The organism is Thermomonas carbonis, from assembly GCF_014396975.1.
Taxonomy (GTDB): domain Bacteria; phylum Pseudomonadota; class Gammaproteobacteria; order Xanthomonadales; family Xanthomonadaceae; genus Thermomonas; species Thermomonas carbonis.
The window spans coordinates 3,368,604-3,390,076 of sequence record NZ_CP060719.1 but is presented as its reverse complement, the minus strand read 5'-3'; the positions used below and the strand labels follow the sequence as shown (position 1 = coordinate 3,390,076).

Here is a 21,473-nt window from a genome sequence, read left to right as displayed (position 1 = left end):
GGAACCTCACCATGTACGCAGTTTTGGTCACCGGCGGTAAGCAACACCGCGTGATGCAGGGCGAAACGCTCCGCGTCGAAAAGCTCGAAGGCGATGTCGGCAGCGAACTCAAGTTCGACAACATCCTGATGCTCGGCGATGCCGACGGCATCAAGCTGGGCGACGACATCAAGGGGGCGTCCATCGCCGCCAAGATCGTCAGCCACGGCCGCGCCGACAAGATCCGCATCGTCAAGTTCCGTCGCCGCAAGCACCATCGCAAGCAGATGGGCCACCGGCAGTACTACACCGAAATCGAGATCACCGGCATTGCCGGTGGCGACAAGAAGTAAGGAGAGCAGTCATGGCACATAAAAAGGGCGTAGGCTCCTCGCGCAACGGTCGCGACTCCAATCCGAAGTACCTCGGCGTGAAGATCTATGGCGGCCAGGCGATCGAAGCCGGCAATATCATCATCCGCCAGCGTGGCACCCAGTTTCATCCGGGCATGGGCGTCGGCCTCGGCCGCGACCACACCCTGTTCGCGCTGATCGACGGCAAGGTCGAATTCACGACCAAGGGCCCGAAGCAGCGCCGCACGGTCAATGTCGTCGCCGCCGGTTGATCCGGTCTAGACGCATCGCGACGAACCCCGCTTCGGCGGGGTTTTTCGTTTATGCGCGCCCTCACTCCTCACCCGCTTCACCGAACACGGCACAATCACCCACATGAAACTCGTCGACGAAGTTGAAATCACCGTCACCGCAGGCAACGGCGGCAACGGCTGCATCGCCTTCCGCCGCGAGAAATTCATCCCGCTCGGCGGCCCCAACGGCGGCGACGGCGGCAATGGCGGCGATGTCTGGGTGCAGGCCGACGAGAATCTCAACACCCTGGTCGATTTCCGCCACGAGACGCGCTTCAAGGCTCAGCGCGGCGAAAACGGCATGGGCAGCCAGATGTACGGCAAGGCTGGCGAGGACAGGATCATCGTCGTCCCGGTCGGCACCGTGGTGCACAACCTCGGCACCGACGAAATCATTGGCGACCTGACCGAGCACGGCCAGCGACTGCTGGTCGCCAAGGGTGGCGTGGGTGGCCTCGGCAACATGCACTTCAAGAGCTCGGTCAATCGCACGCCACGCCGCGCCACCTCGGGCACCGATGGTGAAGAGCGCGGCCTGCGGCTGGAACTGAAGCTGCTGGCCGATGTGGGCCTGCTGGGCTTCCCGAATGCCGGCAAGTCCACCTTCGTGCGCGCGGTGTCTGCGGCGACGCCGAAGGTCGCCGACTATCCGTTCACCACGTTGTATCCGAATCTCGGCGTGGTCAGCGTCGAGCCGGGCCGCAGCTTCGTGATCGCCGACATTCCGGGCCTGATCGAAGGTGCCGCCGATGGCGCCGGCCTGGGCAGCTTGTTCCTGCGCCACGTCCAGCGCACTCGCCTGCTGCTGCACCTGGTCGACATCGCGCCGATGGAAGGCGGGATCGAGGCAACGCCCGCGGAGCAGGTGCGGGCGATCGAGAACGAACTGCGCAAGTACGACCCGGCGATGCTGGAGAAGCCGCGCTGGCTGGTGCTCAACAAGGCCGACCTGATGTTCGAGGACGAGGCGAGGGCCATGGCCGAATCGGTCGTCGCCGAGCTTGGCTGGACCCAGCCGTGGTACCTAGTCTCGGCGATCGGCCGCGAAGGTACCCGGCCGATCATGCTGGCGGTGCAGACCTTCTTCGACCGCATGCGCGAGGACGAACTGGAGGCGGCGAAGGACGCCGCACATGCAAGCGGCGATGCTTGAGCCGTGGTCGTGGCGACCAACAAAAAACCCGGCATTCGCCGGGTTTTTGGTGACGCAGGACGCCCTGGATCAGGCGGCCTTGAGCGCCTTGATGCGGGCGGTCAGGCGGGCCTTGTGACGGGCCGCCTTGTTCTTGTGGATCAGGCCGCGGGCCGCGAAACGATCCAGCAGCGGCTGTGCGGTGATGAAAGCGGCGGAAGCGGCGTCGGCATCGTTGGCGTCGAGCGCCTTGATGACCTTCTTGACGGCGGTACGCAGCATGGAGCGCTGGGCGACGTTGCGTTCGTTGCGCACGACGGTCTGCTTGGCGCGCTTCTTGGCGGACTTGATATTGGCCACGACGGAAATCCTGGAGAGTCAGAGATTGGAGCAGCTGTTGCTGCAAGGATCGTCCGCGTGCAGGCTTGCCAACGGACGAATGGAATCGGAAAGACCCAAAATTATGGATGATTCAATGGCTTGCGTCAACAACGCTGGGGCGGGACGGGCATGAGTCGCTTGCTGCGGTCGACCGCGGTGTTCAGCGCAATGACATTCCTGTCGCGGGTCTCGGGCCTGGTCCGCGACCAGGTGTACGCGATCGTGTTCGGTGCCAATCCGGCGATGGACGTGTTCATCGCCGCCTTCCGCATCCCGAATTTCATGCGCCGGCTGTCGGCCGAGGGCTCGTTCTCGATGGCCTTCGTGCCGGTGTTGGCCGAGTACAAGGAAAAGCACGGCCCGCAGGCGGTGCGCGAGTTGGTGGACCGGGTCACCGGCACCCTGCTGGCCGGGTTGCTGGTGGTGACGGCCGTGGTCCTGCTGATCGCGCCGTGGCTGACCCAGCTGGTCGCGCCTGGTTTCGTGCCCGGCAGCGAGAAGCACGCGCTGTTCGTCGAGATGCTGCGGATCACCTTTCCGTACGCACTGTTCATTTCGCTGGCGTCGCTGGTGGGCAGCATCCTAAACAGCTACCAGCGTTTCGCGATCCCGGCGCTGTCGCCGGTGCTGCTGAACCTGGCGATGATGGCGGCGGCGCTGGGGCTGGCGCCGTTGATGGGCGGCTCGGTCAAGGCGCTGGCCTGGGGCGTGTTCGCTGCCGGCATCCTGCAACTGCTGTTCCAGTTGCCGGCGCTGGCCAAACTGGGCTTGCTGCCGCGCCCGAAGCTCGATTTCGCCCATGCCGGCGTGCGCAAGATCCTCAAGCTGATGGTGCCGACCCTGTTCGGCTCGTCGGTGGTCCAGTTCAACCTGCTGTTCAACACGATGGCGGCGTCGTTCCTGATCGGCGGCAGCATGACCTGGCTCTACTACAGCGATCGCCTGCTGGAATTCCCTCTGGGGATGTTCGGGGTCGCGATCGGCACCGTGATCCTGCCGCACCTGTCGACCCGGCATGCCGCGACCGATCCCGACGGGTTCTCGAAAGCGCTCGACTGGGGATTCCGGCTGTGCCTGCTGATCGGCCTGCCTGCCTGCGCCGGCTTGATCCTGTGCGCCGAGCCACTGATGGCCACGCTGTTCCAGTACCGCAATTTCACGGCGCTGGACACGAGGATGAGCAGCTGGAGCCTGATCGCGCAGTCCACCGCGGTGCCGGCGTTCCTGCTGGTGAAAGTGCTGGCGCCTGCGTTCTATTCGCGGCAGGACACGCGGACGCCGGTGAAGGCTGCGATCGTGGCCGTGTTGACGAATGGGTTGTGCACGGTTGGCCTGTTCGCCTGGCTGTTGCATGCCACGCCGACGGGACAGGCCGCGTTGCAGGCCGCGGGTGGCGATTGGCGGCAGGCGCTGGCCGGGATCCATGGCGTGCATGCGCTGCTGGCGTTGGCGATCGCGGTCGCCGGTTGGGTGAATGCGTTGCAACTGGCCTGGCTGCTGCGGCGCACCGGTGTGTATCGACACCGGCCGGGTTGGGGGCGTTTCCTGGGCCGATTGGTGGCCGCCACGTCGGCCTTGGTGCTGGTGGTGCTGGTGTTCCGCCAGGCATGGCCGGCGTGGGGCGACTGGGCGTGGTGGGAGCGCAGCTGGCGGTTGGCGGCGATGGTCGGCGGCGGCGGCGTAGCCTATGCGAGCGTGTTGCTGGCGCTGGGCATGCGCCCGCGCGACCTGCGCCACTGAGCGTGAGGGTGCTGCACCGCAGCTATACTGCGGAGTCACCATGAAGCCTCTCTTCCGCGACGCCATTTCCGCTTCGGACAGCCGCGGGCCACTGAGCCCGCAGGGCAGCGTCGCCTGCATCGGTGCCTTTGACGGCCTGCACCTGGGCCACCAGGCGCTGGTCGGCCGCGCCGTGGCGCGCGCGCGTTCGCTTGGGATGCCGGCGGTTGCACTGAGCTTCGAACCGTTGCCGCGCGAATTTTTTGCCAAGGATGCCAAGCCGCCGCGCCTGATGCTGCCGCGGGCGAAGCTCCAGGGCCTGCACGACCTCGGTTGCGACAGCGTCGGCCTGCTGCGTTTCAACGCAAAGCTTGCGTCGATGCCGGCCGAGGACTTCGTGCGCGACATGTTGGTCGAACGCTTGCGCGCGCGCGAAGTCTGGGTCGGCCCCGGCTTCCGTTTCGGCAAGGGCAGGGCGGGCGACATCGGCTTGTTGCAGGCGATGGGCCAAGCGCATGGCTTCAGCGCGCAAGCGATCGAGCCGGTGCATTGCGGCGACGGCGAACGCGTCTCCAGCACGCGCATCCGGGCGGCGTTGACGGGCGGCGATTTCGATACCGCCTCGCGCCTGCTCGGTCGCCCGTACGCCATCGGCGGCCACGTCGTCCATGGCAAACAACTCGGCCGCACGCTCGGATATCCCACCGCCAACCTGCGCTTCGGCAACAAGACGCCGGCGCTGCGTGGCATCTACGCGACGTGGGTGCATGGCGTCGCCGAGCATCCGTGGCCCTCGGTCTCCAGCTTCGGCACACGGCCGACCGTGGACGGCTTGGAGCCGTTGCTGGAAGCGCATCTGTTCGACTTCGCCGGCGACCTGTACGGGCGTCGCATCGAAGTGGAATTCGTCGCCCGCTTGCGCGATGAAGAAAAATTCCCCGACCTCGACTCGCTGGTGGTGCAGATGCGCCGCGACGATGCGCAGGCACGGGCCATCCTGACTCTCCAAGCACCGCAGCGAGCCTCCGCGTGACCGACAAGCAAGAGAATCCGTACAAGGCGACCATCCTGTTGCCGGAGACCGCGTTCCCGATGCGCGGCGACCTGCCCAAGCGCGAGCCGGACACGCTGGCGCGCTGGGAATCGCAGGGCCTGTACACGCAACTGCGCGCGCATGCCGCCGGTCGACCGCGCTTCGTCCTGCATGACGGCCCGCCCTATGCGAACGGTGCGATCCACCTGGGCCACGCGGTCAACAAGATCCTCAAGGACATCATCGTCAAGTCGAAGACGGTGGCCGGCTTCGATGCGCCGTACATCCCGGGCTGGGACTGCCACGGCCTGCCGATCGAGATCGCGATCGAGAAGAAGTGGGGCAAGGTCGGGGTGAAGCTGGATGCGGTCGAGTTCCGGCAGAAGTGCCGGGACTATGCCAACGAGCAGATCGACGTGCAGCGCCGCGATTTCAAGCGCCTGGGCGTGCTCGGCGATTGGGAACATCCGTATCGCACCCTCGATTTCAAGTTCGAGGCCGACGAGATCCGCGCGCTGGCGAAGGTCGTCGAGAACGGCCACCTGCTGCGCGGCGTCAAGCCGGTCTACTGGTGCTTCGATTGCGGCTCGGCGTTGGCCGAGGCGGAGATCGAATACCAGGACAAGGTCTCGCCCGCGGTCGACGTGGCGTACAGCGCTCGCAACCCGCAGGCGCTGAGCCGAGCCTTCGGCAGCGAATTGCCGGAAGGCGTCGAGGTCGCGCTGCCGATCTGGACCACCACGCCGTGGACGCTGCCGGCGTCGCTGGCGATTTCGATGGGCCCGGATCTTGAATACGTGCTGGTCGAAGGCCCGGTCGCCGCGAGCGGTGCGCGTCGCTGGCTGGTGCTGGCCGAAGCGCTGGTCGAGAAGGCATTGAAGCGCTACGGCGTGGACGAGGTCGTGGTGCTCGGACGCGCGCTCGGCGAAAAACTCGAAGGCATGTTGTTCGCGCATCCGTTCTATGACGAACGCGACATCCCGGTCCTGCTCGGCGACCACGTCAGTGCAGAAGACGGCACCGGCGCCGTGCACACTGCTCCCGGCCACGGTCAGGAAGATTTCGTGGTGTCGCAGAAGTACCGCCTGGTCGAACAATATTCGGCCGCACAGCTCAACCCTGTCGATGGCCGCGGCGTGTACCTGCCGTCGACGCCGCCTGCGAATGGCGTCGAACTGGCCGGCCTGCATGTGTGGAAGGCCAACGACGTGCTGGTCGAGGTGCTGCGTGCAAGCGGGCACCTGCTCGCGTTCTCGAAGCTCACCCACAGCTATCCGCATTGCTGGCGGCACAAGACGCCGGTCGCGTTCCGCGCCACCCCGCAATGGTTCATCTCCATGGATCAGGCCAACCTGCGCCGCGATGCACTGGCGGCGATCAAGACTGTCACCTGGTATCCCGAATGGGGCGAGGCGCGCATCGCCGGCATGATCGACGGGCGTCCGGACTGGACGATCTCGCGCCAGCGCACCTGGGGCGTACCCATCGCGTTGTTCGTGCATCGCGAAACCGGCGAGCCGCATCCGCGCAGCGTCGAGGTGATGCGGCAGGTCGCCGATCGCGTCGAGCAGGGTGGCGTGGATGTCTGGTATTCGCTGGATGCCGCGGAGCTGCTCGGCGACGAGGCGAAGGACTACGACCGCATCACCGACATCCTCGATGTCTGGTTCGATTCCGGCATCACCCATGAAGCGGTGCTGCTGGAACGCGGCCTCGGCAAGCCGGCGGATCTGTATCTCGAAGGTTCCGACCAGCACCGCGGCTGGTTCCAGAGCTCGCTGCTGACCGGCGTCGCCATCGACAAGGCCGCTCCGTACCGGCAATGCCTGACCCACGGCTTCACCGTGGACGAGCACGGCCGCAAGATGTCGAAGTCGCTGGGCAATGGCATCGAGCCGCAGGACATCATGAAGACGCTGGGCGCGGACATCCTGCGCCTGTGGATCGCGTCCGCCGATTACAGCAACGAGATGTCGCTGTCGCAGGAGATCCTCAAGCGCAACGCGGATGCCTATCGGCGCATCCGCAATACCGCGCGCTTCCTGCTCGGCAACCTTCACGGCTTCGAGCCCGCGCGCCACCTGCGCCCGCTGGAGGACATGGTCGCGCTGGATCGCTGGATCGTGCATCGCGCCTGGCAGGTGCAGGAAGACATCGCCGCGGCGTATGCGCGCTACGACTTCGCCGCAGTGGTGCAGTCGCTGATGAATTTCTGCAGCGTGGACCTGGGCTCGCTGTACCTCGACGTCACCAAGGACCGCCTGTACACGATGGGCGAGGACTCGCGCGGGCGCCGTAGCGCTCAGTCGGCGATGTTCCGCATCACCGAGGCCTTCGTCCGCTGGATCGCGCCGGTGCTCAGCTTCACCGCCGACGAGATGTGGGGTTACCTGCCCGGCGAACGCGTCGACAACGTGTTGTTCGCGACCTGGTACGACGGGTTGGCACCGTTGCCTTCCGAGGCGGCGTTGTCGATCACCGACTTCGACAACCTGCTGCAAGTGCGCGACCAGGTCGCGAAGGTGCTGGAACCCATGCGCGCCGCCGGCGAGATTGGTGCCGCACTGCAGGCGGAGATCGAGCTGCGCTGCGGCGTGTCCGACCAGAACTGGCTGGCGCCGCTGGCCGACGAACTGCGCTTCCTGCTGATCAGCGGCGACGTCCGCGTGGTGCCCGATGCCGAGGCCAAGGGCGCGATCGGCGTGTTCGCGCAGCCGACCACGAAGGCCAAATGCGTGCGCTGCTGGCACCACCGTGCGGACGTGGGTGTGCATGCGGCGCACCCGCAGTTGTGCGGGCGTTGCGTCTCCAACATCGAAGGGCCGGGCGAAGACCGGATGTGGTTCTGATGGCCGCGGTGAAGCCCAATGCGCTTCCCTGGCTCGGCGCCTCCGCGCTGGTGCTGGTGCTGGACCAGCTGACCAAGGCCTGGGTGCTGGCGTCGCTGCCGGAATACACCGCGGTGCCGGTGATCGACGGCTTCTGGAACTGGTATCGCACCTACAACACCGGTGCGGCTTTCAGTTTCCTGGCCGATGCCGGCGGCTGGCAGAAATGGTTCTTCACCGTGCTGGCGTTCGGCATCAGTGGACTGATGGCGTGGATGCTCAGGGGAACAAGGCGCAACGACTGGAAGCAGGCGCTGCCGCTGGCGCTGGTGATCGGCGGCGCGATCGGCAATGTCATCGATCGCCTTGTGCATGGCCACGTGATCGACTTCATCCAGTGGCACATCGGCGAACACTACTGGCCGGCGTTCAACATCGCCGATTGCGCGGTGGTCGGTGGCGCGATCGGCATCGCGCTGTTCGGGCTGTTCTCCGGCAAGCCGAAGACCAAGGCGGGATAATTCGCGCATGGACATCCTGCTCGCCAATCCGCGTGGCTTCTGTGCCGGCGTCGACCGCGCCATCGAGATCGTCAAGCGTGCCATCGAGACGCTGGGCGCTCCGATCTACGTGCGCCATGAAGTCGTGCACAACAAGTTCGTGGTCGACGACCTGAAGGCGCGCGGCGCGATCTTCGTCGAGGAACTGGACGAAGTGCCGGACGGCAACACGGTGATCTTCAGTGCACATGGCGTGTCGCAGGCCGTACGCCGTGAAGCCGACCGGCGCGGATTGAAGGTATTCGACGCCACCTGTCCGCTGGTGACCAAGGTGCACCTGGAAGTCGCGCGGCAATGCCGCAACGGCCGCGACATGGTGCTGATCGGCCATGCCGGGCATCCGGAAGTCGAAGGCACGATGGGTCAGTGGAACCGCGAGGGCGGGGTGGGGACGATCCATCTGGTCGAGGACATCGACGATGTCGCGACTCTCGACATCGGCCAGCCGGGGAATTGCTCGTTCACCACCCAGACCACGTTGAGCGTGGATGACACCCGCGACATCATCGCCGCCCTGAAGGCCCGCTTCCCTCAGATGCAGGGTCCGAAGAACGATGACATCTGCTATGCGACGCAGAACCGCCAGGACGCCGTGCGCGAGCTGGTCGGCGAGGGCTGCGACGCGGTGCTGGTGGTCGGTTCGCCGAACAGCTCCAACTCCAACCGCCTGCGTGAACTCGCCGAGCGCGAGGGCGCGGCCGCCTGGCTGATCGATGGTGCCGAGGAGATCGATCCCGCGTGGGTGGCCGGGCGCAAGCGCATCGGCGTGACCGCGGGCGCTTCCGCGCCGGACGTGCTGGTGCAGGGCGTGCTGGTGCGATTGCGCGAACTCGGCGCAGTCGGCGTGCGCGACCTGCATGGCGAACCCGAGGACATGGTGTTCGCCCTGCCCAAGGAATTGCGCCTGCGCCTGGTCGACTGAGACCGTTGCCCGGAAAAAAAGGGACGCCACGCTGCGAACGTGGCGTCCAATCTTGCATAAAGCGGGGCGGCACGGAATCGATAAGGGGTATCGATGACGAGGAGCTCCGGCGCCCCGGGGGGAGGAGCGGGCAACGTCCGTGTCGCCCGAGCCATCATCCTGCTTGTGAATGCACGGAATTGCATCCGAGCTGGACGCCATTCCCAATGTCTGGCACTGCTTGAATCGACCATTCACTGAGCTTTCCATGCGTGAAAGACAGCAATCCTGTACAACCTTGTGCCAATATCGATGGCAGCCACGTTGGCTGGCACGGGAGGCACCATGAAGATGCAGGAACGGATCCGCCGCGCGCGCCGGCGTGCGGGGTTTTCACAGACCGGCCTGGCGGCAGCGGTGGACGTGCGCCGCAGCGCGGTTTCCAACTGGGAGTCCGCCGATGGTGTGCTGCCCTCGATGCATAACCTGCTGGCGATCGCCAAGGCCTGTCGGGTTTCGCTGGAATGGCTGGGCACCGGCCGCGGCGGCATCTCGACCGATCCCGAGGCCTTGGCCGAGGTACCGGCCGCCGATGCGGAATTGGTCGATGTCGAGGAAGAACGCATCCTGCTTGCCGGATTCCGCGAGCTGCCGCGGCGCTCGCAGCAGTTGGTGCTGGACCTGGTCGACACCCTGCAGTCCAGCCGCCGCCGCGCGGGACAGGCGTGAACGAGTTCGCGAAGCTGGTGGAGCGTGGCCCGAGCGGCTAGACTTGCGCCCTCGCCGGAATAGCTCAGTTGGTAGAGCGGCGCATTCGTAATGCGTAGGTCGTAGGTTCGATTCCTATTTCCGGCACCAACCCATCGATCAATCAACCGCCGGACGGTCATGGACGCGATTTCGCTCGAAGACCTGGCCCTGCTGGATGTCCTGCATCGCATCGATCAGGGCATCGAGCTTGTGCATGGTGATGGCGTCATCCGGCAGCGCATGGTCGAAAGCGGGTTGATCGAGGACGATGCCGACGGTTTGCGACTGACCACGGCCGGCATCGAGCTGTGCAAGTCGTTGCAGCATCGCGTGGCGGCGGATGCACAGGCCGAGAAAATCCTGCAACAACGCGCGGTCGCCGAAGCCGATGCGAATGGCGCGCAAGCGGCAGCCGCATCAGGCTGACGCCGCCGCGGCATCGTTCCTGCAATCCGGTGATGGATGCCGGCATGACCCGCCAAGTGGCGGTTTTTTCGTTTTCCGGACGTCCGCTAACGCCGCGCGTCGCAGCGATGTTTCGATGCCGGATCACCGACCCGATATTGGGTGGTTATTCGTCTTAGCGGCTGCGACGGCGTCCGGCTACAGTGCGGCATCGCCATCTGCCGCGCATCCATGTCCAAGCCCGCCGCAAAAACAGCTTCGCAAAAGCGCCGCAGCGCCTACGTGTGCACCGAATGCGGGGCCGATCACGCCAAGTGGCAGGGCCAGTGCGAAGCCTGCGGAGCGTGGAACTCGCTGAGCGAAATCGTGCTGGAAAGTGCAGCGCAGGCGGCCTCGCCGGCATCGCGGCGCAGCGGTTGGGCGGGCAAGGTCGATGTCGCCCAGGTCGTCGCATTGGCCGACGTGCGTCACACCGAACACGCGCGCACCTCGACCGGCATCGGCGAGTTCGACCGCGTGCTCGGCGGCGGCTTGGCGGAAGGTGCGGTGGTCTTGGTCGGTGGCGATCCGGGCATCGGCAAATCCACCTTGCTGCTGCAGGCGCTGGCGAAGATGGCTCCGAGCCTGCCCGGCCTGTACGTGACCGGCGAAGAGTCGCTGGCCCAGGTCGCTGGCCGCGCAGTGCGCCTGGGCTTGCCGCTGGACGGCCTGCAGGCGCTGGCCGAGACCTGCGTGGAACGCATCCTCGAGCACGCGGTGCAGGCCAGGCCGAAGCTGCTGATCGCCGACTCCATCCAGACCCTGTGGACCGACACCTTGACTGCCGCGCCGGGCTCGGTCAGCCAGGTACGCGAGTCCGCGGCGCGACTGGTGCGCTATGCCAAGGAGACCGGCACCGCGGTGTTCCTGGTCGGCCACGTGACCAAGGAAGGCGGCATCGCCGGTCCGCGCGTGCTCGAGCACATGGTCGACGCGGTGCTGTATTTCGAGGGCGATGCCGGCAGCCGGTTCCGCGTGCTGCGCGCGTTCAAGAACCGCTTCGGCGCGGTCAACGAGCTGGGCGTGTTCGCGATGTCGGATGGCGGCCTGCGCGAAGTGCCGAATCCGTCGGCGATCTTCCTGTCCGGTAGCGGTACGCCACAGCCCGGCAGTTGCGTGATGGTGACGCGCGAAGGTACGCGACCGTTGCTGGTCGAGGTGCAGGCGCTGGTCGATGCCTCGCCGCTGTCGAATCCACGGCGCGTGGTCGTTGGCTTGGAAGGCAACCGCCTGGCGATGCTGCTGGCGGTGCTGCATCGCCACGGCGGGGTGATGGTGGGCGACCAGGATGTGTTCGTGAACGTGGTCGGCGGCATCCGCGTGCAGGAAACGGCGGCCGACCTGCCGGTGCTGCTGGCGGTGTTGTCCTCGCTGCGCGACAAGCCGCTGGCGGAGAAGACCATCGCGTTCGGCGAAGTCGGCCTGAGTGGCGAAATCCGGCCAGTCCCGAATGGCGAGGAGCGTTTGAACGAGGCCGCGACCCACGGTTTCAAGCGCGCGATCGTGCCGAAAGGCAACGCACCGAAGTCAGGCAGCTACAAGGGCATGGAAGTCGTCGCGGTGGAGCGGCTGGCGGACGCGCTGGAACACGCGTGAGCGACGCCGCATCGGCGTCATCCGGCTTCGCGCGCTGGACCTCGATCCTGCTGCATCCATTCGCGGTGTTCGCTGTGCTGGCGTTGATCGCGGCGTGGCGCGTGGATCCGGCGGCGTTGCCGCGCACGGCCATCGGCATCGCGGTGGCGATCGCCATCGTCTGGGCTTTCGTCCTGCAACGCAGGCGCAGTGGTCGCTGGGGCACGGTGGATGCCTCGGATCGGCGCGAACGCCCGATCCTGTACGCGTTGGTGCTGGTCGTCGCGGCCGGTTACTGGTGGTGGCTCGGCGGACGTGCGTCGGCGACCGGGCAGGGCGTCGTCGCGGTGATCGCGATGCTGTGCGTCGCCGGCATCGCCAATCGCTGGATCAAGCTGTCCCTGCACATGGCCAGCCTGGCATTCGCGAGCGTGGCGATGCTGTCGTTGTGGCCAACCGCCGGCATCGCCGCGCTGCTCGCGTTGCCACTGCTGGGATGGTCGCGCCTGCGGATGGCCCGGCACAGCTTGCCGGAGGTGTTCGGCGGCAGCGCGTTGGGGCTGCTGGCCGGAATCGCGCTGGGCGTCTTGAACTGATCAGTGACCGCCGCCCGGCGGCGCGCCTCCAAGCTTCGCCGCGAACGGTGGCTTGGCGAACCACACGAAGGCGATCACGCACAGGAAGATGATGCCGAGCAGGTGGAAGATCTCGTTGAAGGCGATCTGCGCGGCCTGGTTGGAGATCGTCCGCTCCAGCATCGCCGCGCCGCGCTGGAGGTCGCCGCCGCCGAGTTGCATGACGGACTGCATCGTCGCCGGGTCCTGCGTCGAAATCTTCTCGGTCAGGTGGGCGTGGTGCACCGCGCCGCGTTCGGACCAGGCATACGTGGTCAACGACGCCGCGAAGCTGCCGCCCAGGGTGCGCACGAAGGTGGCCAGACCAGAGCCCGCCGCGATCTCGTGCGGCTCCAGGTCGGACAGCAGGATCTGCAGCACCGGCATGAAGAACAGCGCCACGCCGATGCCCTGGAACAGCTGGATCCACGCCACGTGCTCGAAATTGACGTCGAGGTTGAAGTGCGAGCGCGCGAAGCTGGTCAGCGACATCGCCACGAAGGCGACACTGGCAAGCACGCGCAGGTCGAAACGGTTGGCGTACTTGCCAACGAACGGCGTCAGCAGCACCGGCAGGATGCCGATCGGCGCGGTCGCGAAACCGGCCCAGATCGCGGTATAGCCGAGGTTGCGCTGCAGCCACAGCGGCACCAGGATGCCGACGCTGAAGAACGCCGAATACGCCACCACCATCGCCAGCGTGCCGGCGGCGAAGTTGCGGTGCCGGAACAGGCGCAGGTTGACGATCGGATCCTTGTCGGTGAGTTCCCAGATCACGAACACCGCCAGCGAGATCGCCGCGACGATCGCCAGCACCACGATGGTCTGCGAGGCGAACCAGTCCTCGTCGTTGCCGAGGTCGAGCAGGATCTGCAGGGCGCCGACGCCCAGCACCAGCGTGGCCAGGCCGATGTAATCCATCTTCGGCTTTTCCAGCCGTTCCGGACGGCCCTTCAGCTGGCGGCCCACGACCAGGCTGGCGAAGATGCCGATCGGCACGTTGACGAAGAAGATCCCTTCCCAGCTGTAGTTGTCGGTGATCCAGCCGCCCAGGATCGGGCCGGCGATCGGCGCGACCACGGTGACCATGGCCAGCAACGCGATCGCCTGGCCGCGTTTCGCCGGCGGGTAGATCGACAGCAGCAGCGCTTGGGTGATCGGATACATCGGCCCGGCGACGAAGCCCTGCAGTGCGCGCGCGACCACCAGCATGCCCATGCTGTTGGCGATGCCGCACAGGAACGAGGCGATCACGAAGGCCATCGTCGACCACACGAACAGCTTGAGCTCGCCGAACCGGCGCGCTAGCCAGCCGGTCAGCGGCAACGCGATCGCGGTGCTGACCGCGAACGAGGTGATCACCCACGTCGCCTGGTTGGCGCTGCCGCCGAGGCTGCCGGAGATGGTCGGCAGCGAGACGTTGGCGATGGTGGTGTCCAGCACCTGCATGAACGACGCCAAGGCCAGGCCGAGCGTGGTCAATGCCATGTTCGGTGGGCGGAAGGCGGCCGGGCTGGCAGCAGCGGGCGGCCCGGCAGATGCGTCTTGCGCGATGGTCGACATGCGGCTTCGGCTTCGGAAAAGGTGCAGGAGCGGCAGCACGTTGGCTGCCGGCTAGGCGTCGCCCGTCACCACGAGGGGAGGGGGAGGGAACGAAGCGCCGCCAGCGCGACTCCTGCGTAAGGGACGGTCAGGACCGGCGGCCCTGCGCCAGGTTCCGGTCGATGATCGTTTCGATGCGGGCGTCGGCGTCCTGCAATTGCTTCGCGTACGCCTGGGTGGTGAGCAGGGTTTTCGCAGGCGATGCGGTGGGCAGGGTCTTGCCGGCCTGATCGCGGATCGCGACATCGGCGGACATGCTCATGCCCAGGCGCAACGGATGCTCGGCAACCTGGTTCGGATCCAGTTCGATGCGCACCGGCACGCGCTGCACGATCTTGATCCAGTTGCCGCTGGCGTTCTGCGCGGGCAGCAGCGAAAACGCGCTGCCCGTGCCCAGGCCCAGGCTGGTCACCTTGCCGGTATAGGTCACGTCGTCGCCGTAGACATCGGCGGTCAGTTCGACCGGCTGGCCCAGGCGCATCGCGTGCAACTGGGTTTCCTTGAAATTGGCTTCCACCCAGACTTGTTCCAGCGGCACCACGGTCATCAGCGTGGTGCCCGGCTGCACGCGCTGGCCGAGTTGCACCTGGCGTTTGCCGACGAAGCCCGAAATCGGCGCGACGATCGCCGCGCGCTGCAAATTCAAATAGGCCTGGCGCAGTTGCGCGGCGGCGGCCTTGACCTGCGGCTGGTTGCCGACGGTGGTGGCATCGACCAGCGCGCGGTTGCGCGACAGCTGTCCTTGCGATCCGGACAGCGCAGCTTCCGCGGCATCCAGTTGCGCGCGGGCATGCGCCAGTTCCTCGGACGACACCGCACCGGTTGCGACCAGTCCGCTACGACGGGCCACATCGGCGCGCGCCTGCGCGACCGCGACTCGGCGTGCGGCGATGTCCGCCTGCGCGCTGTCGACGCTGCTGTACAGCCCGCGTACCTGGCGCACGACGCCGGCGAGGTTGGCTTCGGCCTGCGCGTAGGCGACTTCGGCGTCGTTGGGATCCAGTTGCACCAGTACCTGGCCGGCCTCGACCCGCATCCCGTCTTCGGCATTGATCGACACCACCGTACCCGGCGTCTGCGGGGTGATGCTGACGATGTTGCCCTGCACGTAGGCGTCGTCGGTCGACTGGTGCCAGCGTGCAACCGTGAGGTACCACGCAAGCCAGGCACCAGCGGCGATCAGCACGATCGCGAGCAGGATCAGCAGCGCACGCTTGCGCTTGCCATTGCTGGCCGGCGTGGGTGGTGGTGAGGACGGCAGCGGCGCGGTACTGCCGGCGGACGTGTTCGGGATGGTTTCGGTGGTCATGGCGGCGTCAGTGGGAGGCGGCAGCGATGGGTGCGTCGATGGCGATGCCGCCACCGAGCGCCTGGTCGAGGTCGATGCTGGCGATGCGGCGCGTGGCGATCAGCGCAGCGAGTTGCTGGTCGAGTTTCAGCAGCGGTGCCTGCGCGGCCAGCACATCGAGCTGGGTGGCCAGGCCGGCGCGCTGCCGTTGCGACACGAGCGCATGCGCCTTGGCGGCGGCATCACGCGCGATGGTGGTGCTGGTGATCTGTGCGTCCATCGCACGGGCGGCTTGCACCGCATTGGCGACGTCGCGGATCGCGCCGATCAACGTCTCGTCATAGGTGGCAACGGCGAGGTCGCGGTCGGCATCGCTGGAACGCAACTGCTGTTCCAGTCGTCCGCCTTCGAAGATCGGCAGGCTCAATGCGGGACCGCCGTTGAGCAGCAACGCATCGCTGCCGAACAGGTCGCCGAGATTGCCGGCGGCCAGGCCAGCCAGCGCGCTCAGGTTGATCGAGGGATAGAACGCGGCCTTGCTGGCGTCGATGCCGTGCTGCGCCGCTTCCACCCGCCAGCGCGCTGCGACGATGTCGGCACGGCGTGCAAGCAGTTCGCTAGGAAGTACGGACGGCAATGCGAGGCCGGGTGTCTTCAGTGCCGGCCGGGCGATCTCGATGCCGCGATCCGGTCCCGCGCCTAGCAATGCCGCCAACGCGTTGCGCAGGGCATCGATGTCGTGCTGCGCGGCCTGCGCCTGCTGGCGCGCGGTGGCGGCTGCGCTGCGGTTCTGATTCAGCGCGATGGTGTTGTCCAGCCCGGCATTGATCCGCTGCTGGTTGAGCGCGATGAGTGCGTCGGCGCGTCTGGCTTCGGCATTCGCCGCGTCGAGTGCGTCGAACGCGCGGGCCAGGCTGACGTAGCTGCGCGCCACATTCGCGGCCAGTGCCACGCGTGCAGATTGCGCGTCCACCTCGGCGGCGCGTGCGCTACCCACCGCGGCCTGCCATTTGCTGCGCGACATGCCCCAGAGATCGGGGTTCCAGGCAAAGCTGAGGGTCAACGCATTGACGACCTTGAAGTCGCCGCCGATCTCGTCGCCGACCAACGCGGGAGGCACCTGTGCGCCCAATACCTGCGCGCCTGCACCCAGCGTCGGCTTGCGCGCCGCATCGGCCAGGCCCGCCTGGGCAATGGCGTTGCGCGTGCGTGCATCCGCGGCTTCGATCGACGGCGCGTTGGCCAGGGCTTCGTCGACCAATGCATCCAGTTGCGGGTCACCGAATGCGGCCCACCAGTGGTCGCTCGGCCAGGCGGCGTCGGAGACGCGGGTGCCGGCCAGCGAGGCGGCGGATCGCAGGCTGCCGGCATCGCGCATCACGCCGCGTGGCGCGATATCGCCGGTGCTGGCGCAGGCGGTGGCGAGGAGGGCGGTGGCCAGCGCGGTGACCAGGAGCGGGAGACGGGACATGAGTCAGTCCGTAGTCGATTGAAGGTTGTCGCGCACGCGTTCCAGCAGGGCGAGCAACTGCTCGCGCTCGCCGCTGTCCATGCCCTGCAAGGCGGCCTCGCGCACGCGCTTGCCGCACTGGTCGATGTCGCGCCAGATCGCCTGACCGGCGTCGGTCAGGTGGATGTGCAGGGCGCGGCGGTCGTTGGGATCGGCCACGCGCTCCAGGATCCCGCGTGCCTCCAGCTTGTCCAGCAGCCGGGTCATCGCGCCCGGGTGCAGGTACGCCGCACGGGCCAGGTCGGTGACGCTGGTCTTGCTGTTGGCAAGCGTCTTGATGGTGATGAACTGGCTGAAATTCAGTTCATGGCCCGAACGGGCGAGTTCGGCCTCCATCCGCGCCCACATCGCGTCGCGCGCTTGCCGGAACAGCAGGCCCAGCGTGGAGCCGCTGCAGGCGGCGATCTTGGGCGCGACCGGGTGGTCGGGGGGATGGAGAGTCGTCATGGGGCAGCATGATCTGCGTCCATGCAATAGTTGTCAATGCAATTATCTACACTGCAAACGTATTCTCGTCTGTGGCCTGGGTCAGCCCGTCCGGTGCAAGACAAGCTCCAACACGAACTTGCTGCCGAAAAACGCCAACACCAGCAATGCCATCGCCGCCAGGGTCCAGCGCACCGCGATGGCGCCACGCCAGCCGCGTTGCCAACGACCCAGCAGCAATGCCCCGAAGGCCAGCCACGACAGCACGCTGAGCACGGTCTTGTGGACCAGGTGCTGGGCGAGCAGATCATCGACGAACAGCAGACCGGTCAGCAGGGTCGCACTCAGCAGCACAAAGCCGACGGTGATGCTGCGGAACAACAGGCTCTCCAGTTCGGTGAGTGGCGGCAGGGCGCGCAGCCATCGGCGGAACTCGCGACGGCGCAGGGCGCGTTCCTGCGCCCAAAGGAAGATCGCCAACACCGCAGACAAGGCCAGCGTCGCGTAAGCCAGCAAGGCCATCCACGCATGCAGTTGCAACCGCCAGCCGAGCTCGCTCGCGTTGTCGGCATGGCCGTACCCGCGATAGGCGAGCAGGCTGGCCGCGGCGAGCGGGAACACCACGATCCCGAGCGCCGGCATCCGCCCGGAGGCACCGAAGGCGGTGGTCAAGGCGGTCATGCCCAGCCCGACCAGCGACAGCGCGGCGAAGAAATGCATGTCCGCGCCCTGCAGCAGGCGCCAGGCTTCCGCGTGGGTTTCGGCATGGAACAGCACTGCCAGCACCGCCAGCGGGATCCAGCCGCGGCGCGGCGTCCCATCGCCAGTGGCGGAGTGCCAGAGCAGGGCGGCTGCGGCCACGTAGAGCACCGCGGCGATGAGAACGATTGTCATCGCGTGAGTGTCGCACAAAGGTGCGCCGGCCGGGCGCGAGCTATACTCCGCGGCCCGAAATCCCAGCATCTGCAAGGCTGCCAGCCCCATGTTCGAATCCCTGACCCAGCGCCTGTCCGGCACCATGGAACGCCTGCGTGGCCGTGGCCGGCTGTCTGAATCCAACATCAGTGAAGCGGTGCGCGAAGTGCGCATCGCCCTGCTGGAAGCGGACGTGGCGTTGCCGGTCGTGCAGGGATTGATCCAGCGGATCAAGGTGCGAGCGGTCGGCCAGGAAGTGATGCGCTCGCTCACCCCCGGCCAGGTGCTGGTGCGGATCGTCCGCGACGAGCTGGCGCTGGTGATGGGCTCGCAAGCGACCGACCTCAACCTCAACGTACCGGCACCGGCGGTGATCCTGATGGCCGGCCTGCAGGGTGCGGGCAAGACCACCACGGTCGCCAAGCTGGCGAAGCACCTGAAGGAACGCCGCAAGAAGAAGGTGATGGTGGTCAGCGCCGACGTCTATCGCCCGGCCGCGATCGAACAGTTGCAGACGCTCGCGGGGCAGGTCGGCGCGCTGTTCTTCCCGTCCGATGCGTCGCAGAAGCCGGAAGCCATCGTCAAGGCGGCGATCATCGAGGCGCGCAAGACCTTCGCCGATGTCCTCATCGTCGACACCGCCGGCCGCACCAGCATCGATGACGCGATGATGGCCGAGATCAAGGCGCTGCATGCCGCGGTCAACCCGGTCGAAACCCTGTTCGTGGTCGATTCGATGACCGGCCAGGACGCCGCGGTCACCGCCAAGCACTTCGGCGAGGCGCTGCCGCTGACAGGCGTGGTGCTGACCAAGACCGATGGCGATGCGCGCGGTGGCGCGGCGCTGAGCGTGCGTTACATCACCGGCAAGCCGATCAAGTTCGTCGGCGTTGGCGAAAAGCCCGACGCGCTGGATGTGTTCCACCCGGATCGTGCCGCCGGCCGCATCCTCGACATGGGCGACGTGCTCTCGCTGGTCGAGCAGGTCGAGCAGCAGGTCGACCACGACAAGGCGAAAAAGCTCGCCGACAAGGTCGCCAAGGGCAAGAAGTTCGACCTCAACGACATGCGCGACCAGCTCGAGCAGATGCAGAACATGGGCGGCCTGCATGGGCTGATGGACAAGCTGCCCGGCGTCGGCGCGCTGCCGGAAGCGGTCAAGCAGCAGGTCACCGGCAAGGAAGTGCCGCGAATGATCGCGGTCATCAATTCGATGACCAAGAAGGAGCGCCGCAATCCGGATTTGTTGAATGGCTCGCGGCGTGCCCGCGTGGCGCGTGGCTCCGGCCTGACCCCGGCCGACGTCAACAAGGTGCTGAAGCAGTACCAGCAGATGGAAAAAATGATGGGCAAGCTGGGCCGCGGTGGCATGAAGGGGATGATGCGCGGGCTGAGCGGAATGATGGGTGGGCGCGGCGGCATGCCCATGAGGTGACTGAAGTCGGCGTGGGTTTCGCCAGTCGATTCACCGCGTTATACTTGCCGGCTTACCCGGCCATTCCGGCCGCTGGGCAACACCGAGAAACTGCAATGGTCAAGATTCGCCTTACCCGTGGCGGCGCCAAGAAGCGTCCCTTCTACCACGTCATCGTCACCGACAGCCGCAGCGCCCGTGACGGCCGCAACATCGAGCGCGTGGGCTTCTACAACCCGGTTGCCCAGGGTGCCGAGAAGCGCGTCGAGCTGAACCTCGAGCGCATCAGGCACTGGGTCGACAACGGCGCGCAGCTGACCGACAAGGTCGCTGATCTCTACAAGCAGGCCGCCAAGGCTGCCTGATCCGGCGAGTCGTCTTAGCGGCGGCCCTCTGATCGCATTCCCATGAACGCACCGGACACCGGCCAGCGGATGATCACCGTCGGTCGGTTGCACGGTGCGTTTGGCGTGCGTGGCGAAGTGAAGCTGGAAAGCTTCACCGATCCCTTGCACGCCATTGCCCGCTACCAGCCGTGGATCCTGCGCGACGCGCGCGGGCAGCAGCGATCCTGCGAAGGCGTGAAGGTGCGCGAAGGCGTCAAGGGCCTGATCGCCAGCATGACCGGCGTCGAGGATCGCGATGCTGCCGATGCCCTGCGTGGCGTCGACGTGCTGGTGCCGCGTTCCGCATTGCCGCCACCGGCCGACGGCGAGTATTACTGGGTCGACCTTGAGGGCCTGCGCGTGGTCAACGCCGAGGGCGTGGACTTCGGGACCGTCTCGCACCTGTTCTCGACGGGCGCCAATGACGTGCTGGTGGCGAAGGGCGACCGCGAGCGGATGATCCCGTTCGTGCAGCCGGACTTCATCCGCAGCGTCGATTTCGAGGCTGGCCTGGTCACCGTGGACTGGGACGCGGATTTCTGACGTCGATGCCGATGCGCTTCGACATCGTCAGCCTGTTCCCCGAATTCGTCGCCCAGCTCGCCGCGCACGGCGTGGTCGGGCGTGCCGGCGATCGAGGCCTGCTGTCGATCCACGGCTGGAACCCGCGCGACCATGCCGAGGGCAACTATCGCCGGGTCGATGACCGGCCCTGCGGTGGCGGGCCGGGCATGGTCATGCTGATCGATCCGCTGCGAGCGGCGATCAATGCGGCGCGCGAGGCGGATGCGGCACCCGCGAAAGTGCTCTACCTGAGCCCGCAAGGTCGCCGACTCGACCAGGCCAAGGTTCGCGAACTGGCTGCCGCGCCGCGGCTGATCCTGCTTTGCGGTCGTTATGAAGGCGTGGACGAGCGCCTTGTGCAGCATGAGGTCGACGAGGAGCTCTCGATCGGCGACTACGTGCTGTCCGGCGGCGAACTGGCAGCGGCGGTATTGATCGATGCCGTGGCCCGGCTGCAGGACGGTGCGCTGAACGATGCGGAATCGGCGGTGCAGGACAGTTTCGGGGGCGACGGCCTGCTCGATTGCCCGCATTACACCCGCCCGGTCGAGCATGAGTTGGGGGCCGTCCCGGAGGTGCTGCTGTCCGGCAATCATGCCGGGATCGCACGCTGGCGCCGACAGCAATCGCTGGGCCGGACCTGGCTGCGGCGACCGGACCTGCTGGATGAGGCGAGCCTGTCGAAACAGGACCGGATCCTGCTCGGAGAATTCCGCGAACGCTGGTTGCTGGCGGTCGGCGAGCCCCCGGCCGGCGACGCCTAAGCCTCTGGCGCGGTTGAGAAAATCCCGGCTATAATGCGCGGC

22 protein-coding genes and 1 tRNA gene are annotated in these 21,473 nt (G+C 66.6%); 17 read left to right on the top strand and 6 right to left on the bottom strand.

Annotated elements, in window-relative coordinates; translation table 11 throughout:
• Positions 1–11: 11 nt before the first annotated feature.
• The 3 genes from rplU (at position 12) to cgtA (ending at position 1,778) form a co-directional block, all read left to right on the top strand.
• Positions 12–332 (top strand): 50S ribosomal protein L21, encoded by a 321-nt coding sequence (gene rplU, locus H9L16_RS15665; RefSeq protein WP_187552552.1) that lies wholly within the window; start codon positions 12–14, stop codon positions 330–332.
• An 11-nt stretch (positions 333–343) separates the two neighbouring features.
• Positions 344–604, top strand: coding sequence for a 50S ribosomal protein L27 (gene rpmA / locus H9L16_RS15660; RefSeq protein ID WP_187552551.1), 261 nt, complete (start codon positions 344–346; stop codon positions 602–604).
• 103 nt (positions 605–707) lie between these two features.
• Positions 708–1,778, top strand: coding sequence for an Obg family GTPase CgtA (gene cgtA / locus H9L16_RS15655; RefSeq protein WP_187552550.1), 1,071 nt, complete (start codon positions 708–710; stop codon positions 1,776–1,778).
• A 69-nt stretch (positions 1,779–1,847) separates the two neighbouring features.
• Here the strand turns inward: cgtA and rpsT are convergent, their stop codons facing one another.
• Complete coding sequence (rpsT, locus tag H9L16_RS15650; RefSeq protein WP_187552549.1) at positions 1,848–2,117, bottom strand: 30S ribosomal protein S20; 270 nt, start codon at positions 2,115–2,117, stop codon at positions 1,848–1,850.
• 150 nt (positions 2,118–2,267) lie between these two features.
• Here rpsT and murJ point away from each other — a divergent pair, with 150 nt between their 5' ends.
• The 10 genes from murJ (at position 2,268) to H9L16_RS15600 (ending at position 12,544) form a co-directional block, all read left to right on the top strand.
• Positions 2,268–3,878 (top strand): murein biosynthesis integral membrane protein MurJ, encoded by a 1,611-nt coding sequence (gene murJ, locus H9L16_RS15645; RefSeq protein WP_187552548.1) that lies wholly within the window; start codon positions 2,268–2,270, stop codon positions 3,876–3,878.
• Between the two features lie 40 nt (positions 3,879–3,918).
• The gene (locus H9L16_RS15640; protein WP_187552547.1) at positions 3,919–4,890 is read left to right on the top strand and encodes a bifunctional riboflavin kinase/FAD synthetase; all 972 of its coding nucleotides are present in this window, start codon (positions 3,919–3,921) and stop codon (positions 4,888–4,890) included.
• Positions 4,891–4,949: 59 nt separating this feature from the next.
• On the top strand, positions 4,950–7,739 hold the full coding sequence (ileS, locus tag H9L16_RS15635; protein ID WP_223158213.1) for an isoleucine--tRNA ligase: 2,790 nt from the start codon (positions 4,950–4,952) through the stop codon (positions 7,737–7,739).
• Entirely contained in the window at positions 7,739–8,239 is a 501-nt protein-coding gene (gene lspA, locus H9L16_RS15630) for a signal peptidase II (RefSeq protein WP_187552545.1), read from the top strand. The genes ileS and lspA overlap by 1 nt, the downstream gene beginning before the upstream one ends.
• 7 nt (positions 8,240–8,246) lie before the next feature.
• Positions 8,247–9,200, top strand: a complete 954-nt coding sequence (gene ispH, locus H9L16_RS15625) for a 4-hydroxy-3-methylbut-2-enyl diphosphate reductase (protein WP_187552544.1) — start codon at positions 8,247–8,249, stop codon at positions 9,198–9,200.
• Positions 9,201–9,524: 324 nt separating this feature from the next.
• Positions 9,525–9,908, top strand: a complete 384-nt coding sequence (locus H9L16_RS15620; protein WP_187552543.1) for a transcriptional regulator — start codon at positions 9,525–9,527, stop codon at positions 9,906–9,908.
• A 53-nt stretch (positions 9,909–9,961) separates the two neighbouring features.
• Positions 9,962–10,037 (top strand) — tRNA-Thr (locus tag H9L16_RS15615).
• Between the two features lie 30 nt (positions 10,038–10,067).
• Positions 10,068–10,355, top strand: coding sequence for a hypothetical protein (locus H9L16_RS15610; protein WP_187552542.1), 288 nt, complete (start codon positions 10,068–10,070; stop codon positions 10,353–10,355).
• A 210-nt stretch (positions 10,356–10,565) separates the two neighbouring features.
• Complete coding sequence (gene radA / locus H9L16_RS15605; protein WP_187552541.1) at positions 10,566–11,969, top strand: DNA repair protein RadA; 1,404 nt, start codon at positions 10,566–10,568, stop codon at positions 11,967–11,969.
• Positions 11,966–12,544 carry a hypothetical protein gene (locus H9L16_RS15600; RefSeq protein ID WP_187552540.1) on the top strand — a complete coding sequence of 193 codons (579 nt, stop codon included), beginning with the start codon at positions 11,966–11,968 and terminating at the stop codon, positions 12,542–12,544. The genes radA and H9L16_RS15600 overlap by 4 nt, the downstream gene beginning before the upstream one ends.
• Here H9L16_RS15600 and H9L16_RS15595 read toward each other — a convergent pair whose 3' ends face one another.
• From H9L16_RS15595 to H9L16_RS15575, 5 genes are all read right to left on the bottom strand, one after another.
• A complete protein-coding gene (locus H9L16_RS15595) occupies positions 12,545–14,125 on the bottom strand; it encodes a DHA2 family efflux MFS transporter permease subunit (RefSeq protein ID WP_187552539.1) in 1,581 nt (526 codons plus the stop codon).
• 127 nt (positions 14,126–14,252) lie between these two features.
• Complete coding sequence (locus H9L16_RS15590) at positions 14,253–15,473, bottom strand: HlyD/EmrA/EmrK family protein (protein WP_187552538.1); 1,221 nt, start codon at positions 15,471–15,473, stop codon at positions 14,253–14,255.
• Between the two features lie 7 nt (positions 15,474–15,480).
• The gene (locus tag H9L16_RS15585) at positions 15,481–16,923 is read right to left on the bottom strand and encodes an efflux transporter outer membrane subunit (RefSeq protein ID WP_187552537.1); all 1,443 of its coding nucleotides are present in this window, start codon (positions 16,921–16,923) and stop codon (positions 15,481–15,483) included.
• 3 nt (positions 16,924–16,926) lie between these two features.
• The gene (locus tag H9L16_RS15580; RefSeq protein ID WP_229796486.1) at positions 16,927–17,409 is read right to left on the bottom strand and encodes a MarR family winged helix-turn-helix transcriptional regulator; all 483 of its coding nucleotides are present in this window, start codon (positions 17,407–17,409) and stop codon (positions 16,927–16,929) included.
• 81 nt (positions 17,410–17,490) lie between these two features.
• Positions 17,491–18,282: a cytochrome C assembly family protein gene (locus H9L16_RS15575; RefSeq protein ID WP_187552536.1), complete on the bottom strand. Its 792-nt coding sequence runs from the start codon at positions 18,280–18,282 to the stop codon at positions 17,491–17,493.
• Between the two features lie 88 nt (positions 18,283–18,370).
• Here H9L16_RS15575 and ffh point away from each other — a divergent pair, with 88 nt between their 5' ends.
• The 4 genes from ffh (at position 18,371) to trmD (ending at position 21,431) form a co-directional block, all read left to right on the top strand.
• Positions 18,371–19,738 (top strand): signal recognition particle protein, encoded by a 1,368-nt coding sequence (ffh, locus tag H9L16_RS15570; RefSeq protein ID WP_187552535.1) that lies wholly within the window; start codon positions 18,371–18,373, stop codon positions 19,736–19,738.
• A 95-nt stretch (positions 19,739–19,833) separates the two neighbouring features.
• Positions 19,834–20,082, top strand: a complete 249-nt coding sequence (gene rpsP, locus H9L16_RS15565) for a 30S ribosomal protein S16 (RefSeq protein WP_187552534.1) — start codon at positions 19,834–19,836, stop codon at positions 20,080–20,082.
• Positions 20,083–20,124: 42 nt separating this feature from the next.
• Positions 20,125–20,646: a ribosome maturation factor RimM gene (gene rimM / locus H9L16_RS15560; protein WP_187552533.1), complete on the top strand. Its 522-nt coding sequence runs from the start codon at positions 20,125–20,127 to the stop codon at positions 20,644–20,646.
• Between the two features lie 11 nt (positions 20,647–20,657).
• On the top strand, positions 20,658–21,431 hold the full coding sequence (gene trmD, locus H9L16_RS15555; RefSeq protein ID WP_187554234.1) for a tRNA (guanosine(37)-N1)-methyltransferase TrmD: 774 nt from the start codon (positions 20,658–20,660) through the stop codon (positions 21,429–21,431).
• The last annotated feature ends 42 nt before the right edge of the window (positions 21,432–21,473 follow it).

Excerpts from the sequence above, each read along its gene's own strand:
- rplU (WP_187552552.1), top strand. The coding sequence starts at position 12 with ATGTACGCAGTTTTGGTCACCGGCGGTAAGCAACACCGCGTGATGCAG.
- rpmA (WP_187552551.1), top strand. The coding sequence starts at position 344 with ATGGCACATAAAAAGGGCGTAGGCTCCTCGCGCAACGGTCGCGACTCC.
- cgtA (WP_187552550.1), top strand. The coding sequence starts at position 708 with ATGAAACTCGTCGACGAAGTTGAAATCACCGTCACCGCAGGCAACGGC.
- murJ (WP_187552548.1), top strand. The coding sequence starts at position 2,268 with ATGAGTCGCTTGCTGCGGTCGACCGCGGTGTTCAGCGCAATGACATTC.
- H9L16_RS15640 (WP_187552547.1), top strand. The coding sequence starts at position 3,919 with ATGAAGCCTCTCTTCCGCGACGCCATTTCCGCTTCGGACAGCCGCGGG.
- ileS (WP_223158213.1), top strand. The coding sequence starts at position 4,950 with ATGCGCGGCGACCTGCCCAAGCGCGAGCCGGACACGCTGGCGCGCTGG.
- lspA (WP_187552545.1), top strand. The coding sequence starts at position 7,739 with ATGGCCGCGGTGAAGCCCAATGCGCTTCCCTGGCTCGGCGCCTCCGCG.
- ispH (WP_187552544.1), top strand. The coding sequence starts at position 8,247 with ATGGACATCCTGCTCGCCAATCCGCGTGGCTTCTGTGCCGGCGTCGAC.
- H9L16_RS15620 (WP_187552543.1), top strand. The coding sequence starts at position 9,525 with ATGAAGATGCAGGAACGGATCCGCCGCGCGCGCCGGCGTGCGGGGTTT.
- H9L16_RS15610 (WP_187552542.1), top strand. The coding sequence starts at position 10,068 with ATGGACGCGATTTCGCTCGAAGACCTGGCCCTGCTGGATGTCCTGCAT.
- radA (WP_187552541.1), top strand. The coding sequence starts at position 10,566 with ATGTCCAAGCCCGCCGCAAAAACAGCTTCGCAAAAGCGCCGCAGCGCC.
- H9L16_RS15595 (WP_187552539.1), bottom strand. The coding sequence starts at position 14,125 with ATGTCGACCATCGCGCAAGACGCATCTGCCGGGCCGCCCGCTGCTGCC.
- H9L16_RS15590 (WP_187552538.1), bottom strand. The coding sequence starts at position 15,473 with ATGACCACCGAAACCATCCCGAACACGTCCGCCGGCAGTACCGCGCCG.
- H9L16_RS15585 (WP_187552537.1), bottom strand. The coding sequence starts at position 16,923 with ATGTCCCGTCTCCCGCTCCTGGTCACCGCGCTGGCCACCGCCCTCCTC.
- H9L16_RS15580 (WP_229796486.1), bottom strand. The coding sequence starts at position 17,409 with ATGACGACTCTCCATCCCCCCGACCACCCGGTCGCGCCCAAGATCGCC.
- H9L16_RS15575 (WP_187552536.1), bottom strand. The coding sequence starts at position 18,282 with ATGACAATCGTTCTCATCGCCGCGGTGCTCTACGTGGCCGCAGCCGCC.
- ffh (WP_187552535.1), top strand. The coding sequence starts at position 18,371 with ATGTTCGAATCCCTGACCCAGCGCCTGTCCGGCACCATGGAACGCCTG.
- rpsP (WP_187552534.1), top strand. The coding sequence starts at position 19,834 with ATGGTCAAGATTCGCCTTACCCGTGGCGGCGCCAAGAAGCGTCCCTTC.
- rimM (WP_187552533.1), top strand. The coding sequence starts at position 20,125 with ATGAACGCACCGGACACCGGCCAGCGGATGATCACCGTCGGTCGGTTG.
- trmD (WP_187554234.1), top strand. The coding sequence starts at position 20,658 with ATGCGCTTCGACATCGTCAGCCTGTTCCCCGAATTCGTCGCCCAGCTC.